Here is a 16,547-nt window from a genome sequence, read left to right as displayed (position 1 = left end):
ACACCCATGAAACGGCACCTCTTCCTTCCGCTCCTCACCTATCCCGATGCGACGTCGGAATTCATGATCTCCAATGCAGTTGCCCTTGCGCACCACATGCAGGCCACGCTGACCGTCTGTGCGGTGGAGATCACCGTTCCCGACGTCTCCAATGCGCTGTCCTCGTTGATCATCGACGTGGCCAAGATGGCGCGCGACGCCGAGGCGCTGAGCCGCAAGCGGGCCTCAGTGCTGACTCAAAGGGCGGTCGATGAGGCAAAAGCGGCTTCGGTTGATGTCAGCACGCGCGAGATCAGGATCGAGGAGCCTTTCCTCGTCGAAGCGCTGGCGGAAGCATCGCGTTCCTACGATTTCGTGCTGCTGGAGCTGGCGGGCGTCTCCCGTCCGATCGTCGAGGCAGTGCTGTTCGGCTCCGGGAGGCCGCTCATCCTTTATCCCCGGGCGCCTTTCGGCGGCCGGATGGACCACGTCGCCATCGCCTGGGACGGCAGCCGTGCGGCGGCACGGGCGGCCCATGACGCCTTGGCCTTCCTGGAACGGGCTTCAAGGGTCTGCCTGCTTTCCGTCATCGATGAGAAGCCGATCAAATCCGAGACAGGGGAATACCTGATCGAAAACCTGCTGAAGAGCGGCGTGATGGCCGAAGCGATGCAGGTGCGTACCCGCGGGGAGCCGGTCGGAGAAGTGCTCCAAGACAAAGCCTTCGAAGTGCGGGCCGATCTTCTCGTCATGGGCGGCTTCGGCCATTCGCGCTTGCGCGAATTCGTCCTCGGCGGCGCCACACAGGCGGTGCTGACCAGAATCACGCTGCCAGTGCTGCTATCGCATTAAGGGCTTGGCAGAGATGTCTAGAGACCGGCTTCGGAGGACTCGGCTGTGAGATCGTATTGTCGATGCTCAGAGGCCGCGCGGCTGACCAGCGACGGCGCGACCGTCCGACGCGCCCTCCTGCGCTTCCACTGCAGCACTCGCATCCCGGATCATGGCATACTTGACTTGCGTGATCCTCAGGTCGCGATACCAGTCGATGAGCTCTCCCCACGGATCTCTGATCTTCGAAAGGCCGGAGATGAAGGCGACGACGGTTCCGATCTCAGTCTTGCCGGTTACAACGAAATAGCTGCCGAGCGCAAAGATGCCGGCATAGCCAAGCTGCGTCATCAGGTTCACCATGAAGTTCATGCTGAACTTAATCCTGTAGATGCTCATGTTCAGCAAGAAGAGCTGCTCCACCCGACCGCCTTGGGCATCGAGCGCAGTGTTGGTGGCGACATGCTGAACCATGCTCTGGCTGACATGGCGTGTGACGGTGATCTTGGTCTCCACCCGTCGATTGATCGCCGACTGCATTATCGGCACGAAGCCGATCTGGGGCAGGAAAACGAGGGCGACGGCAAGAGCCATCAGTGGTTGCAGGTAGATCATATAGCCGCCGACGGCGACAAGGATGCCGGTCTGCAGCAACGGCTCCGAAATGCTGGTGCCAACGAAGCCGCCGACCGGTTCGGCCTCGGCGATGATGATCGAAAGCTGCACACCTTCGGCGAGCGCATCGACAGGGGGCTCGCTTGAACGTTCAGAGGCGGCGAGCGCTGACTTGCGTAGCCAGCGGACCGCGATCTCGCCGATCCAGCCACGATAGGTGTTCAGCATCAACTTGGTCAGTCCCTCCAGCAGGACGAGTCCGAGATAAGCAAGGACGAGGATTATAATGGCCTGGTAGGGAGCCCGCTCAGTAGCCGCGTTGATGATGCGCCTCTGGATCTCGAGCGGCACCGTACCAGAGAGGAAGAGAATAATCGAAAGAGCCGCGAGTGCGATCTGATGATGGCCGCCGGTGAGGAGCACGAAACGGAATAGACTCTTCGGCATTGTCGTCTTGGCTCCGCATCATGCTGGTGAAAATCTGTGAGGCCTATGACCTTGCGCTGTGGCGATGCGTGGTTGACTGGATCAGAACGGTCGGCGCCATTGGGCACCGCGGGCGCGGGCTTCCACACTTCGCGGCGCTTCCTGCCGGCCCGTCGCCCAGGCGGTGGGAAGGAAGAGAAGGACGGCGAAAGCGACCGTGACCCACAGGCTCGCTGCGACGTGGTCGAAGCCGAGCAACCGGGGCGAGGCTGCGAGCCAGGTGGCGATAGCGACCTGCTCCCACCGCCGCGCCTTGGCACCCTGAACTGTTCTGCCCGTGTGCAGAACCAGCCCGCAGAGAGACAAATTTGCCGAAGCGAGCACGAGCTTGTCCATGTCGGGATACAGAAACACGAATGCTGCCGACGTCGCGAGCATCGAAGCGGCAAGCAGCTGTGCCATCCGATCGTTGAAAGCAGGATGTTCCACGATTTGTCTCCTCACGTTAAGGCTGCCTGGCCTCGGCGTCCGGCGGCGGCAGCGCGATGCCGTAATAGGGGTCAATCCAGACCAGCAGATCCCTAACTGATTGAACGCCCGCGACATTCTCGGCCGCGACTTTTGCGGCCAGGCGCTCGCGTTCGTCGAAGATCGTGCCCGTCAACTCGGCAATACCATCGGAGACATGGCAATGGATGAAGCCGTTGCGGCTCCAGCTCTGCTTTGCGAACTCAGCCTCGATTGCCGCCTGAATCTGCGCATCATCAGGGGACGGGGACGTTGTCGGCAGCGCCCGAGACAGGGCCCGCAAGAGGTCGGAGCGTGCGATGATGCCGACGAGCTTGCCATTCTCCACGACGGGCAGGCGCTTGATATCGTAGCGCTCCATCAGCCTGACGGCGTCGGAAACGGAAGCCGTCGGCGCAATCGCGCTGACCGGCGAGGTCATCACCTCGTCAACGCGCCGGCCGTGGGTGCGAACGTATTCCGTGGCGATCTTTCCCGGACTCGTCAACCAATCGAGCAGCCACGGCCGGTTGCGCTGCGTGTTCAGCTCGCTGCGGCGCAGGAAGTCTCCTTCGCTGACGATGCCGACGAGCGCTCCGTTGGTATCGACGACGGGGAGGCCGCTGATCCTGTTATCGAGCATCAGCTGGGCTGCTTCTGCGACCGAGCAGCATGTCGGCACGGTGATCACCGGCAATGTCATGATGGCTTGAACGAGCATTTTCGACTCCATGGTGAGGCAGGCTTCATAGCGCCGGTGCGCGCGGCGCACTCGATTTCCGATAAGCAGGCAGTTGCCTGAACCGTCGAACCCACGGTAACGCGATCCAGGCAAAGCGCTTTGATCGGCGTCAAAGATTTGGCTCGCCGAGTGCATGTGGCGGAAAAGGGCTACGCTGCTCTTGTCCTGAAACGCAGATGTCTCCGCCGCTTCCCTGGGTGGCGGAGACATCGCGCGGCGCGGTCACGCTATGCTACGGACTTGCCCTGCGCTGCGATTGCGCCAGCTTCTCCAGCGATGTCGAGCACCATGCGGCCCGCGATCGTTCCTGCTTTGAGACCTGCGAAGACATTGTTGACGTCGTCGAGCGGCGCGCTGGCGATCTCGGCCCGCACCCGACCTTCGACGGCAAAAGCCAGCGCTTCGTCGAGGTCGCGGCGCGTGCCGACGATCGAGCCGCGCACGGTAATGCGCTTCAGCACGACGTCGAAGATCGGCGTGGGAAAGTTGCCCGGCGGCAGGCCGACGAGGCTGACCGTGCCCTTGCGACGCACCATGCCGAGCGCCTGGGAGAAAGCAGGCGGCGAGACGGCTGTGACGAGCACCCCATGCGCTCCGCCACTCGTTGCCTTCAGCACCTTCTCGATCGCGTCCTCGGAGAGGGCGTTGAGCGCGATATCGGCACCGACCTGGCGGGCAAGGTCGAGTTTGGCAGCGGCGACGTCGAGGGCGATCACCTTGAGCCCCATCGCCTTGGCATATTGGATGGCGACATGGCCAAGACCACCGACCCCCGATATCGCCACCCACTCGCCGGGCCGTGCTTCGGTCTCCTTCAGTCCCTTGTAGGTCGTGACGCCGGCGCAGAGGATCGGAGCGATCTCGGCAAAGTCGACGTCTGCGGGAAGGCGGGCGGCGAAGGCGGCCGAGGCAATGACGTACTCGGCAAAACCGCCGTTGCAGCTATAGCCGGTATTGTGCTGGTGCGTGCAGAGCGTTTCCCAGCCGGTTTCGCAATATTCGCAGCGCAGGCAGGCGTCGTGCAGCCAGGCGACACCGACAGCATCGCCTTCCTTGAATTCGGTAACGCCGGAACCTAGGGCAGCAACGATACCGGCGGCCTCGTGCCCGGGGATGAAGGGCGGTGTCGGCTTGATCGGCCAATCGCCTTCGGCGGCGTGCAGATCGGTATGGCATACCCCGCACGCGACGACCTTTACCAAAATTTCGCCCGGGCCTGGCACGGGCACTGGCACGCATTCGATCGCCAGCGGTTTGCCGAATTCCCGAACGACCGCCGCCTTCATCATTCTGCTCGTCATGATTTCACCCCTTCACGATGTTTATCGATGACGGATGATGCAGGCGATGCACGCCGCGCACGTTGATCCATCTCAAATAGCCGCAAAGGGCCACGGTGCCGAGCGCGGCCGAAGCTTGACGCCGGGCAAAGCGCGCTCATCATGCAGGTTCGATTAAATGCCGTCGGGCAGCGTAAAGAGAATGCCTGCCCCATCTTGGGGAGGGGCGGTCTCGCAAAGGTGAGGAGGCGTTGATGAAGGCAATGGTCCTCGAGAGGGTGGGCTCTCCGCTACGCTTGATAGAGCAGCCCGATCCCGCACCGGGAGACGGGCAATTAATGCTGAGGGTGGAGGCTTGCGCCGTCTGCCGAACCGACCTTCACGTCTGTGACGGTGATCTTCCCGACCCGAAGCTTCCACTCGTTCCCGGCCATGAGATTGTCGGCATCGTCGAGGCCGTCGGCGGCGATATCGCTTCGTCGCGGATCGGGCAAAGGGTCGGCGTGCCGTGGCTCGGATATACCTGCGGGTCCTGCGCCTTCTGCCGCGCCGGGCAGGAGAACCTCTGCGACCGTCCCGAATTCACCGGCTTCACGCGCGATGGCGGTTTTGCCACACATGTCGTTGCGGATGCCGATTATGCTTTTGCGCTCGAGAAAGATGCCGATCCTGTTTCGCTTGCGCCGCTGCTGTGCGCGGGCCTTATAGGATGGCGTTCGCTGAAGAAGGCCGGCGCTGCCGGCAAGATCGGTCTTTACGGATTCGGCGCGGCCGCCCATATCATCGCGCAGATCTGTCGCTGGCAGGGTCGCGAGGTCTATGCTTTCTCACGTCCCGGCGACGAAGCGGCGCAGCGTTTCGCGCTCGGTCTCGGCGCCGTCTGGGCGGGAGGTTCGGATGAAAGTCCGCCCGCCATGCTCGATGCGGCAATCATCTTCGCTGCGGTAGGCGAACTCGTGCCGGCCGCTTTGAAGGCAGTGCGGAAAGGGGGCAGAGTCGTCTGCGGCGGTATCCACATGAGCGATCTCCCGTCGATGCCCTACGCCCTGATTTGGGGCGAGCGAAGCGTCGTTTCGGTGGCTAATCTCACGCGCGCCGACGCGGAGGAATTCTTTCCGGTCGCTCGCCAAGCCGGCGTCAAGACCCATACCACCGTCTACCCGCTGATTGACGCTAATAGGGCGCTTGACGATCTCAGGGCCGGCCGGTTGAGCGGGGCAGCCGTGCTGACGCCTTGAGCGGTTGCTTGGATGCCCACTGGTTCATGAGCTTTGACGAGGCGCAGTGAAATAAGCTTTGCCCGGGCAGAGCATTTGCTACCTACCCCAGCTTCACGCAACACGTCCCGCCGGCAGTTGCGCCTGGCCGGCGGGCAGTACTCGGCTGGCCGACGCGCCGCTTGAGGGACTGCCACGCGAAATCGCTTATGTAACCTTTCTCCGGAGCAGGGCACTTCGGTGCACCGGACGGATCATCTTGCCGGCGGCGTTTTTGATTTGAGTCAACGCGCCGCCCTCCGCAGGATGATCATGCTCAGACGCAAGCTGATCGGCATTGGCTGGGGGCGTATAATTGCCTTGAACGCCGGTAGGCCGAAGACGTTTTGCCGATTGCATTTGCCGCTTCGGTCTCAGGAGGACCTTATTTAAAGAACGGAGAGACGTTCACATGCTGATGCGCGGCTGGCGTGGCGCCAAGACATGGATGCTGCCGTTGGTGACATTGGCGCTGGTCGCTGGCGGACTGGCCTGGTTTGCAGGCCAGGAGGACCTTGCCGCGAAATTGTGGACGACGGCGACGGCAACCGTCTTCGCGGTGCTCCTCGTCGATATCGGCATCGGTCTGCACAGGAAGGATTTCGGCCTCGATCTGATTGCCGCGCTGGCTATGGGTGGAGCTATCGCGTTCGGCGAATATCTGGCTGGAATTGTCGTAGCACTCATGTTTACCGGCGGGCAGTTCCTGGAGACTTTCGCCCAGAACAGGGCCGGTCGCGAGATGACGGCGCTGCTCAGCCGGGTTCCAAGTCGCGCGGCCCGTTATCAAAGTGGCCGCATCGAAGATATTGCCGTATCGGGCATCGCCCCAGGCGATCTCATTCTGGTCCGTCGCGGCGAAGTGGTACCCGTCGACGGCATCGTCGCTGGCAACGCTGCGGTCCTCGATGAATCCGCGCTGACGGGCGAGGCTCTGCCTGTCCGGCGAACCTCGGGCCAGGCCGTGATGAGCGGCTCCACAAATGCCGGCGATGCCTTTGATCTCCAAGCGACAAGCGCGGCTGCTGATAGCACCTATGCTGGTGTCGTCCGACTGGTCGAAGCGGCTCAACGGACCAAAGCACCGATGGTGCGATTGGCGGCGAGGTTCGGTCTCGCTTTCCTCGCTCTCACCTTGACGATCGCGACCTCGGCTTGGGCGCTCTGCGGTGACGCAACTCGAGCCCTTGCCGTCATCGTCGTGGCGACACCCTGTCCGCTGATACTTGCGGTACCCGTCGCCGTCGTGTCCGGCATTTCCCGCTGTGCAAAGAAGGGCGTTCTGGTGAAGGACGGAGGTGCTCTTGAGGCCCTTGCAGTCGCAAGGACGGTTCTCCTCGACAAGACGGGGACGGTAACCGATGGTCGTGCCCGCCTGATCGAGATCAAGGTGCAAGGCGATCTCGACGCGCTCGAGCTACTGAGGTTGGCGGCATCGCTGGATCAGAGCTCGCCTCATGTGGTGGCCCAGTCCCTCGTGACCGCTGCCCACGAGAGGGGTCTACAGCTTGATGTACCCAGTGACGTTCGCGAGACTCCTGGCTCTGGGTTGACGGGCCGCGTCGGCAGCCAAAACCTCATAATCGGTGGCTGGGCTTTCGTGAGCACAGGGATAGAAGACTCGCATTTTCGTCGTGAGATCGAGGCATGGATAAGGCGCGACGGAACAGTCGCGGTCGTTGTGGCAATCGACGGCGCCCTTGCCGGGGCAATGCTACTGGCGGATCAGATTCGTCCGGAAGCGGGTTTCGTGCTGCGGCATCTGCGTCAGGCTGGCATTGCGCGTATTGTCCTCGTCACCGGCGACCGCGCTGATCTCGCGGCGGGCGTCGCCGCATTCGTTGGGGTGGACGACGTCATCAGCGAAATGAAGCCGGAGGATAAGACAAACGCCGTCAAGATGGAGCAGGCGAGAAACCGCCCCGTCGTGATGATCGGTGATGGGGTCAATGATGCGCCGGCGCTTGCGGCGGCCGATGTCGGCATAGCAATGGGAGCGCGCGGCGCCGCTGCTTCGTCTGAAGCGGCAGATGTTGTGATCCTGCTCGATCGACTTGATAAATTGGTCGATGCCTTCCAAATAGCCCGACGCTCACGCCGGATTGCGTTGCAGAGCGTCTATGCCGGCATGGGCTTGTCGATCGCAGGCATGATCGCAGCCGCGTTCGGCTATCTGACGCCAGTAGAAGGGGCATTGTTCCAGGAGGCGATTGATGTCGCGGTCATTCTGAACGCGCTCCGCGCCCTTGGGCCACCAATCGCGATCGGCGTGGCTTCGCCTCGATTGAGCAAAGAAGACCTGCTGGCTCTGGAGGCTGAACACAGGGCCTTAGCTGACGTGGTCGACGACATTGGCATTACTGCGGACCGGATTGCACGCCTGCCAGGAAAGAAGGCAAAAGACGAGCTCGAAAGACTGGATCGTGGGCTGCGTGACCGGCTCCTTCCCCATGAGAAAAGAGACGAACAGGTTTACGCGCGCCTTCGCCGAAGGAATACAGGGCCCGATGTTCTCGCCGGAATGAGCCGAACCCACATGGAAATTCAACGACAGATCCATAACCTCACCGTCATGCGAAAGGCGTTCGACAGCGACATGCCGACAGAGACGCAGCTTGGTGAGGTCCAGCGACTGCTGCACGGGCTGGAAGCGATCACGCGTCTTCATTTTGCGCAGGAGGAAGAGATCTACCGTTCGCTAGAGGCCGAATGAATGATTTTGTTCGCCCACCCGACACGACCTTCGGGATTTCGAGCGCAGCAACGGAGCGCTACCGCAGGCGGTTGACTACTGGCAACCATCGCCTTCATGTCATTTTCCAATTTGCACCAAGGCGATAGTCTAGAACTCGCCCACGAAGAGGCACTGCGCAGGATCAAATGGCGGGCTGATGTGCTGACGCCTGCGTTTGACGCTGGTCAAATTCCAAATGTCCGATTTGTGTCAATGATAGCAAAGCAGCCTGCGAGGCGACGCCGTGACCCTTTCGGGAGACCGGAATGCCGCGAGGATGAGACGGAAGCGCCAGCGCCACTCGGGAGTTGGGTCGCACCGATTGCAAGAAGGAGAAGGACATGAGCCAGATTCTTTCGCGGAAGGCAGACGTGTTGTTGGTTGATGCGGCGAATTCCGATCCGTCTTACTCCGGAGTCGATTTTCGTCTTGAGCGAACGAGCAATGATGACTGGCAAATCGCCGCGGTTTCGCCGCGCGCCCGTGCCTGGGTGCGTGACGAACTCTGCTCTCCTTTTGCGCAATGCTTCAACGACGTCATACGGGCAGACGCACTCAGCGCAAATTCCTTTGTGAAGGAAGCGCATGCGAAGGGGTTCTGGACTGAATTCGTTGGCAGAAACGGCAAGGACCTGTTCTAGCCGCGGGCCTGGCAGGGTCGATAAATTCGATGCGATACCCTGGGCGACAGCAGTTCGATTACGGGCTTCGAGGACTCTTTATGCGGCTCTTGTTATTGACCACGATCAAAGCCTTAAAACGAAGTTGAGGTAAGACTCCACTTACAATCTGCATCTTAACAAGGACGAACCGACCATGCAGAAAGCGCCTGCACAAAACGCTCAGCATTACGAGAGATACCGCTCGGTACTGGTAAAACGTCAGGAGGAGCTGCGACAACGCCTACATGCGATCGAGCAGGACCTGGAACGACCTCGCGATCCGGATGACGACGATCGCGCGATAGAGCGCAACAACGACGAAGTACTGGAAGAACTCGGCACTGCCGGGCAGAGCGAACTTGCGGCTATCGATGCCGCGCTCGACCGTTTGAATCATGGAACCTTCGGGCGCTGCTCGAAGTGCGGCGACGTGATTGACGAGCGAAGGCTGGACGCGGTTCCGTATGCCGCAATCTGCCAAGATTGTGCGCGTTCGGTTTGATATGCCGATAACCGGACGGGTTCCTGTGTTTCGGCCTGCAAGTTTTGGTCGCCGATTGAAAACGATGCGGCGCACCGTTTTGCTCACGGCCTTGGCGCGGCATGGGATGGGCCGGCATCCGGACCTACACGACCGTCCACCTGCTTCCGGATTCCAACAGGGCGCTTGACGACCTCGGTCGGTTTGAGCGGGGCTGCCATACTCTGCTCTTGAATGGGGATGTCATCTCAGCAGCTCAATCGAGCTTGGCGGTGAAGACGTAGCCGACGCCGCGAACGGCCTTGATAAATTGCGGCTTCTTCGGGTCGGTTTCGATCTTGCGGCGCAGCCGGACGATCTGGGCGTCGATCGTCCGGTCAAAGGCTTCGAGGTTTCGGCCTCGGGTCAATTCCATCAGCACGTCGCGCGTGAGGACCCGGCCGGCGTGGCGCGCGAAGGTGGTCAGCATATCGAATTCGCCGGTCGTCAGCTCGACTTCAACGCCTTCGGGATCGAGAAGCTGGCGGCGGCTGAGATTGAGTTTCCAGTCCTCGAAGCCGATAATCTCCTCGCCGGCCGCTTCAGCGCCACGCAGGGCAGGCTGCCGGCGGCGCAGGATCGATTTCAGGCGCGCATGGACTTCCCGCAGGTGGAACGGTTTGGCGATGTAATCGTCGGCGCCGACTTCGAGACCGACGATCCGGTCAACGACATCGTCGCGGCCCGTCAGCATCATGATCGGGACATCGGACTGGGCACGGATTTCGCGAGCAAGGTCAAGACCGTCGGCGCCGCCGGGGAGGACGAGATCGAGCAGGATGGCGTCAAAATTCTGCTGACGCAGGCGTACCCGCATCTCGGTGCCGTCAGAGGCGGAAGAGACCGTGTAACCCTCGCCCTCGAAATAGCGCGTCAACATCTGGCGAATCCGCGGATCATCATCGACAACGAGAAGATGCGCGTCACTCTGAGCTGTTGCCATCGTCATCCGTCAAGCCGTTGCTCGTTACAGATCGGTATTCATTGGCACCGTCTTTAACACGCACGCCGTCGAGGTGTCACCAGCCACCGCATCTGCTTTCATCGGCAAAGAAGGAATGAAGCCAGGGGCGAGAGATTTTGGACGTATCTCAGGGCGTAGCTGTTCGATTTGGATTCGGCGAAATCCATGCTGTTCCGGCATCAGATCGGCTTGCCGCATGCGCCGGCATTTCGGGCGATTGCCGTGCGTCAATCCATCTGCGGACGTCGTTTGCGGTGATCAGAAGCGCATCGCCCATCTCCGTCGAGCCGAGGCGGCTCGCCGCAATTTCACAGAACATGTCGATGTATTGGAGAAGACGGATTTCGGTTGCGCGAGGAGGCGAGGCCGCGGACAGCAATGCACGTCGCGAGACGATAACGGTCTTTTTCTCGGTGCCGAAATACACATCGATGCGGCCGGATTTATCGGCGTTCAGGCTTGCTGTGACGACTTCGTACGGCATTCTATGCTCCTGTCATAGGCTGGTCGCTGCAGCCTCCAGCTTCCAGCCAAGGTTACGAGGTCAGCCGGAAGACACTTTGACCTCGATCAATGCGATGCGGATAATTCGATCCGGCGATGGGGCCTGCCGGCACTCTCGCCGCTTCAAACGCGATAGCGGCCGTGGAACCTGAATATCCATCTGATTGCCTTCCAACGCTTTTATTGATTTGGGACAAGGAAGAGCGCGCCGCTGCGGGTCATAAGGCATCCTGGTTTTGACAAAGGATGCTAGAATGTCCGACAGGTTGGTCGCCAAATACGGCGATGCGCGGCTTCCGCGTTACACGAGTTATCCGACGGCACCGGCCTTTTCAGCCGCCGTGGGACCGAATGAATACGCCAAGGGCCTTGCAGCGATCGGAGAAGCAGAACCGGTTTCGGTCTATCTTCATGTGCCGTTCTGCCGCTCGATGTGCTGGTACTGCGGGTGTCACACGACCATTACCCGGCACGACTCTCCGGTTCTCGAATATCTGGATGCGATGAGCCAGGAGATCGAGCTCGTCTCCTTCGCCGCCGGAAACGACATCCCCGTCAAGAACATTCATTTCGGTGGGGGTACGCCGACGATCATGAGACCTCGGGAATTTGATGCGCTGATGGCGAAGCTGCGGAGCGCCTTCGCGTTCGAGGAGAACGTCAGCGTCGCGGTCGAGATCGATCCGCGCACGCTTGCGCCTTCGATGATCGAGGCGATGGGCGAAAACGGCGTCGACCGCGCGAGCCTGGGCGTCCAGAGTTTCGATCCGGTCGTCCAGGCGGCCATCAACCGGATGCAGTCTTTCGAGCAGACGCAGGCAGCGGTTGCCGGCCTGCGTTCGGCGGGTGTCGCCAGCATCAATTTCGACCTCATATACGGCCTGCCGAAACAGACCGTGCAGTCGTGCATCGAAACCGTGCGGCTGGCCGTTCTGCTGCGGCCGCAACGCTTTGCGGTTTTCGGTTATGCCCACATCCCGGCCTTCAAGAAGCATCAGCGCCTCATCGACGAAACCTCGCTTCCGGACGCAAAACAGCGCAATGAGCAGGCCGAAGCCATCGCCGTGGAACTCGAAAAAGCGGGATATGTGCGTATCGGTCTCGATCACTTCGCGCTGCCGGAGGATCAGCTTGCGGTCGCCGCGCGCAACGGAACGATGAGGAGGAACTTCCAGGGCTACACCACCGACGAATGCGACAGCCTCATCGGCCTCGGCGCTTCGGCGATCGGGCGGCTTCCGACGGGCTACATGCAGAATCACGTGCCGCTGGGCCTCTATGCGGAGCGCGTTGCATCCGGCGTGCTGCCGACGGCCAAGGGATACGTTTTGACCGAAGAGGACAAGCTTCGGGCGAGGATCATCGAACGGCTGATGTGCGACTTTGAAGTCGACCTCGGGAGGCTGAGCAGAGCGTCCGGCTTCGACGCCGGCTTGCTCATCGAACGCAACGAACGGCTCGGCGAGCTCGTGGCCGATGGCGTCGCGATGATCCGGGATGATCGGGTCATCGTTTCGCAAGACGCACGTTTCATGGTCCGCGCTGTCGCGGCGGCATTCGACGCTTATTTCGGCTCGCATGGACGCACGCACAGCAAGGCGGCGTAATTGGGAACCGTTCGGGTTCCGTGGCCGGCTCCCTTCTGCACGGTCCCTGCGGAGGCTACATGATGAAAAATGCAGTTCCGATCCATTTCATGGAACTCGAACGCCGCTATGAGAAGCTCTTGTGGTGGTGCGACGTGCTTCAGGCGATCGCGGACTTCCTGCCCTGTCACATCGACGAAGGCCTTTGCGGCCGGATCTCAAGCGACTTGATGCCCTTGCTGCTGACGACATACGAGCTTGAGGACCGATTGCACTGCTCGGCGGCCCTCAAGCGGGCCATGGAACATCAGGAGTCGGAAGAGGCGTCAAGCACAGCGCTCATCCAGCCTGAATGCCACGGAAGACTTGGTCGCTATACTGACCGCTCTGGGCGAGGGGAGTTGCCGGCTGTCATGGGAAGCCGTCGCATATCAGATGCGCTCGTTCCTGTGCCCCATGCGCCGGCAGATCAAATCGGAACGCGAGATCATGGGATCGATTCAGCAGGCACCAATCGAGCAAACGGCGGCATGAGCGGCGGAAGACGGTGCGGGATGGCGCGCAGTCGCCGCCAACCCACACTACCGTCAATTACTGGGTGATCTGTATGAGGTCGGCATCGAGCCGCTTGCGCACCATGTTCGGCAATTTCGCAGTCTTGATTGCGTCGAGATTGGATGGCTTGTCACCGACCTCGATCAGCGCAACCATGCCCATGCCGACATGCGGCGCGCATTTCAGGACATAGGCGCCTGGAACGTCGAACTTCGCCTGATACTGCTCGTTCGGCTTGGACTTGAATTCGGCAGCGCCGTCGGGGATGAGCCCTTTGAAGGTCTCGACATTGTGGCTCTTGTCCATGGGGACGAAGGTGACGGTATCGCCGGGAGCGATCTTCAGGAAACCGGGTTCGAACACCATGGCGCCGTCCGTGCCCTTGTTGAGCATCTGAACCTGGTGGTCGGCGGCCATCAACGGTGCTGTCGAAACCATCAGGGCTGCCGTTGCAGCGAACAAACCGAATCTCAAACGCATATGCATATCTCCTGTTTGGCGAGGTCGATTTGACCTCGTGCACAGCTTCTAGGACATGCTCGATCCGGCCTCTTTGATGCTCGTCAAATAGAGGAAAAAGCTGACAATTCCGGTCCGAATTGTTCCGAAAGGCGGTGGGCAATCACTGCGTCGCCGCGGATATTACTTCGCGTCGAGAAGCTCTCGGATCTTCAGCGCCAGTTCTTTTGCGGTATAGGGCTTGCGCAGCCACTGCGCGCCGGGAACGATGCCTTTGCTCGCAAGGCCGGGCTCGGAATAGCCGGACGTGAAGAGCACGGCGATATCAGGCCGCAGCAGGCGCACCTCCTGGGCGAGTTCATCGCCCGTCATCCCTCCCGGCATGACGATATCGGTAAAGAGCAGTGCAATCTGGCTGTTTTCCTGCAGGAGATCGAGCGCGCGATGGCCATTTTCGGCTTCAAGCACGGTGTAGCCCATGGAAGCGAGCCTGGCGACGGCGACGCGGCGAACGCGGGCGTCATCCTCGACGGCCAGCACCGTTTCGTTTCCGCCCGGCAGCTGGTTCTCGCCGGCGTCGCCGGCCGCCATGGGCTCCGGCACCTTCGCCTCGTGGGTGGCGGGAAGGTATATGCGCACCGTCGTGCCGCGCCCGACTTCGCTGTAAAGCTGGAGATGGCCGCCCGATTGTTTCACGAAGCCATAAACCATGCTGAGTCCGAGACCCGTGCCCGCTCCCACTCCCTTTGTCGTGAAGAAGGGTTCTATCGCCCGCTGCCGGACCTCTTCGTTCATCCCGACGCCGGTGTCCGTCATGGCGACAAGCACGAAGTTGCCGCTGCGCACGTCCGGATACATCTTGGCATAATCGGCATCGAGGTGAACCCGCGAGATCGTCGTCGTAAGACTGCCGCCTTTCGGCATGGCATCCCTGGCGTTCAAGGCGATGTTCAGGATGGCGTTCTGAAGCTGGGAACTGTCGACAAGGACGTCGAGGTCCGATCCTTCGATGACGGTCGACAGCTTGATATCTTCCCCAAGCGTTCGCCGAAGCAGGTCCGAGAAGCCACCGACGACCTGACCGAGATCCGCATGTTTCGGATTCAAAGGCTGGCGCCGGCCGAAGGCGAGCAGTTGGCCCGTGAGGATCGCGCCGTCCTGCGCTGCCGACTGAGCTTCCTTGAGAATGTCACGAAGGGTGCCGGGCGGCAGCTTGTCCTCGATCATTTCGAGATTGCCGCTGATGACGGTGAGCAGGTTGTTGAAGTCGTGCGCGATGCCGCCCGTCAGTTGCCCGATCGCTTCCATCTTCTGCGCCTGGCGAAGATCTTCCTCGATCTTGAAACGGCTCGTGAGATCGCGGATGAAGCCGGTGAATATGCGTTCTCCGTTCGCCGTCGCCTCGCCGACATGAAGCTCCATCGGGAATTGAGATCCATCCGCCCGCTGCCCGGTGACCACGCGCCCATAGCCGATGATGCGTTTCTCGCCCGTATCGATATAGTGATTGATGTAACCGTCATGGGCGTCGCGGTAGGGGTTCGGCATGAGGTCGCTGACGTTGCGGCCGCAAATCTGGTCGGAAGACATTCCAAACAGTTTCTCTGCAGCCCTGCTGAACGACAACACCGTTCCCCTATCATCGATCACCACCATGGCGTCGGGCACCGTATCCAGGATCGAGCTGAGGTGCGCTTCGCGGGACTTGACCGCCTCCTGGGCACCCTTCAATGCGCTGACGTCGCTGTTCGTCTGGATGACCGCAAGGTCACCATCCGGCAGGTTGACGAGCACGAAACGGGACGCGAGGTGAATATCGTATCCGCTCTTGTGACGATGAATGATTTCGCCCTGCCAGAAGCCGCGTGATTTCAGCTGATCGCGGATGTCTTCTGCCGGCTCGGGAAATTTCGTCGCAAGCAGCTCGTAAACCTTCTCGCCGACCGCTTCCTCTCTTGCCCAGCCGTACATGTTCTCGCAACCGATGGACCAGTGCGTGATGGTTTCATCGAACCGATGGATCAGAATCTCCGTACCGTCGAGCACGTGCACCATTGCATCCAGTTCCTGGTACGATGCGGTTCTCGGCGACACGAGGCGATGGGGCATGAACGTCGGTCCTGCGGCTTGTTGCATCAGTGCAGCTTGACCCTATGGCAGGAATCGTCAGAAAAATCATCTGCATCACCGGACAACTGTGCAAGGCGAGCGAGATTTACGATCCTGAGGTCGTGCCGGCCCTCCGGAATAACGATGTTGCGTGACGCAAGTTTCGTAATCGTGCGGGACACGGTTTCGATGGTTAGTCCGAGATGATCGGCAATGTCCTGCCGGTTCATCGGCACCGGCACCAGGTCCTGCCGCGGCTGCGGGCTGCGGCGGGATGCAAGCCTGACGATGAAGCTGCACAGCCGCTCTTCGGCGTTCTTCTTCGACAGGAGCACCATCTGTTCGTGCGCGGCGGCTGCCTCCTGGCAAAGGAGCGAGATGTAAGCGGGGCCGAGAGCATGCGACCGAGCGACTTCCTCGTGGAAGCTTTTCCGGGAGATGCGGCGAATCTTGCAGTGGGTAACCGCCTCCGCCGTGAACAGGAAATCATTTTGCTGAGAGGCTCCGATGAGATCGCCGGCGAAATGAAACGCGGTTATGACGCGGCGACCTTCGCCGATGATGCGATGCAGGCGGACGACTCCTTCCACGACCTGGAAAAGATGGTTCGCCTTGTCGCCTTCCCAGCAGATCGCTCTCCCGGCGGGAACGGCTTCCGCCGCCGACGTCAGGAAAAGCGACGACAGAGATTGGCCGGCGTGAATCGCCTCATTCGCCATCTCGGCATTTTCGAACGCCTGATTGTTCTGCATCAGCATCGTCTGGTCCCTCGTGGTCAGTGAGCCCACTAGAACTCTGCTGCGTCACACGGGGATGAG

At 60.8% G+C, this 16,547-nt stretch carries 16 protein-coding genes; 7 read left to right on the top strand and 9 right to left on the bottom strand.

Going from position 1 to position 16,547, the window contains the following annotated elements; genetic code table 11:
• The first annotated feature begins 6 nt into the window (after positions 1-6).
• A complete protein-coding gene (locus tag NE852_RS30345; RefSeq protein WP_258156975.1) occupies positions 7-831 on the top strand; it encodes a universal stress protein in 825 nt (274 codons plus the stop codon).
• A 66-nt stretch (positions 832-897) separates the two neighbouring features.
• Here NE852_RS30345 and NE852_RS30340 read toward each other — a convergent pair whose 3' ends face one another.
• The 4 genes from NE852_RS30340 to adhP form a co-directional block, all read right to left on the bottom strand.
• Positions 898-1,872 (bottom strand): ABC transporter transmembrane domain-containing protein, encoded by a 975-nt coding sequence (locus tag NE852_RS30340; protein WP_008522834.1) that lies wholly within the window; start codon positions 1,870-1,872, stop codon positions 898-900.
• 81 nt (positions 1,873-1,953) lie between these two features.
• Positions 1,954-2,340, bottom strand: a complete 387-nt coding sequence (locus NE852_RS30335; RefSeq protein WP_008522832.1) for a hypothetical protein — start codon at positions 2,338-2,340, stop codon at positions 1,954-1,956.
• Between the two features lie 16 nt (positions 2,341-2,356).
• Positions 2,357-3,079: a CBS domain-containing protein gene (locus NE852_RS30330; protein ID WP_037170650.1), complete on the bottom strand. Its 723-nt coding sequence runs from the start codon at positions 3,077-3,079 to the stop codon at positions 2,357-2,359.
• Between the two features lie 248 nt (positions 3,080-3,327).
• Entirely contained in the window at positions 3,328-4,401 is a 1,074-nt protein-coding gene (adhP, locus tag NE852_RS30325; RefSeq protein ID WP_258156974.1) for an alcohol dehydrogenase AdhP, read from the bottom strand.
• 233 nt (positions 4,402-4,634) lie between these two features.
• Between adhP and NE852_RS30320 the strand changes: the two genes are divergently transcribed.
• The 4 genes from NE852_RS30320 (at position 4,635) to NE852_RS30305 (ending at position 9,534) form a co-directional block, all read left to right on the top strand.
• The gene (locus NE852_RS30320; RefSeq protein WP_008522817.1) at positions 4,635-5,618 is read left to right on the top strand and encodes a zinc-dependent alcohol dehydrogenase family protein; all 984 of its coding nucleotides are present in this window, start codon (positions 4,635-4,637) and stop codon (positions 5,616-5,618) included.
• A 430-nt stretch (positions 5,619-6,048) separates the two neighbouring features.
• Positions 6,049-8,349 (top strand): heavy metal translocating P-type ATPase, encoded by a 2,301-nt coding sequence (locus NE852_RS30315; protein ID WP_258156973.1) that lies wholly within the window; start codon positions 6,049-6,051, stop codon positions 8,347-8,349.
• 362 nt (positions 8,350-8,711) lie between these two features.
• Positions 8,712-9,011 (top strand): hypothetical protein, encoded by a 300-nt coding sequence (locus tag NE852_RS30310; protein ID WP_008522806.1) that lies wholly within the window; start codon positions 8,712-8,714, stop codon positions 9,009-9,011.
• A 175-nt stretch (positions 9,012-9,186) separates the two neighbouring features.
• The gene (locus NE852_RS30305; RefSeq protein ID WP_008522803.1) at positions 9,187-9,534 is read left to right on the top strand and encodes a TraR/DksA family transcriptional regulator; all 348 of its coding nucleotides are present in this window, start codon (positions 9,187-9,189) and stop codon (positions 9,532-9,534) included.
• A 235-nt stretch (positions 9,535-9,769) separates the two neighbouring features.
• On the opposite strand, the gene NE852_RS30300 is transcribed toward NE852_RS30305, so the two are convergent.
• Together NE852_RS30300 and NE852_RS30295 are read right to left on the bottom strand one after the other, a co-directional pair.
• Entirely contained in the window at positions 9,770-10,495 is a 726-nt protein-coding gene (locus NE852_RS30300; RefSeq protein ID WP_258156972.1) for a response regulator, read from the bottom strand.
• Between the two features lie 148 nt (positions 10,496-10,643).
• Positions 10,644-11,000 (bottom strand): hypothetical protein, encoded by a 357-nt coding sequence (locus tag NE852_RS30295; RefSeq protein WP_008522796.1) that lies wholly within the window; start codon positions 10,998-11,000, stop codon positions 10,644-10,646.
• A gap of 274 nt (positions 11,001-11,274) precedes the next feature.
• Between NE852_RS30295 and hemN the strand changes: the two genes are divergently transcribed.
• Positions 11,275-12,627 (top strand): oxygen-independent coproporphyrinogen III oxidase, encoded by a 1,353-nt coding sequence (gene hemN, locus NE852_RS30290; RefSeq protein ID WP_008522794.1) that lies wholly within the window; start codon positions 11,275-11,277, stop codon positions 12,625-12,627.
• 59 nt (positions 12,628-12,686) lie between these two features.
• The gene (locus NE852_RS30285) at positions 12,687-13,208 is read left to right on the top strand and encodes a hypothetical protein (protein ID WP_245270520.1); all 522 of its coding nucleotides are present in this window, start codon (positions 12,687-12,689) and stop codon (positions 13,206-13,208) included.
• Here the strand turns inward: NE852_RS30285 and NE852_RS30280 are convergent.
• The 3 genes from NE852_RS30280 to NE852_RS30270 all read right to left on the bottom strand — a co-directional run bounded on the left by NE852_RS30280 (position 13,198) and on the right by NE852_RS30270 (position 16,487).
• The gene (locus NE852_RS30280) at positions 13,198-13,641 is read right to left on the bottom strand and encodes a pseudoazurin (RefSeq protein WP_258156971.1); all 444 of its coding nucleotides are present in this window, start codon (positions 13,639-13,641) and stop codon (positions 13,198-13,200) included. The genes NE852_RS30285 and NE852_RS30280 overlap by 11 nt on opposite strands.
• 162 nt (positions 13,642-13,803) lie before the next feature.
• Complete coding sequence (locus NE852_RS30275; protein ID WP_258156970.1) at positions 13,804-15,729, bottom strand: PAS domain-containing sensor histidine kinase; 1,926 nt, start codon at positions 15,727-15,729, stop codon at positions 13,804-13,806.
• A 26-nt stretch (positions 15,730-15,755) separates the two neighbouring features.
• The gene (locus NE852_RS30270; RefSeq protein ID WP_037170642.1) at positions 15,756-16,487 is read right to left on the bottom strand and encodes a Crp/Fnr family transcriptional regulator; all 732 of its coding nucleotides are present in this window, start codon (positions 16,485-16,487) and stop codon (positions 15,756-15,758) included.
• Between the last annotated feature and the right edge of the window lie 60 nt (positions 16,488-16,547).

This window comes from Rhizobium sp. Pop5 (assembly GCF_024721175.1).
Classification (GTDB): Bacteria; Pseudomonadota; Alphaproteobacteria; order Rhizobiales; family Rhizobiaceae; genus Rhizobium.
The sequence above is the reverse complement of the archived record's forward strand: the minus strand, read 5'-3'. Positions and strand labels throughout refer to the sequence as shown.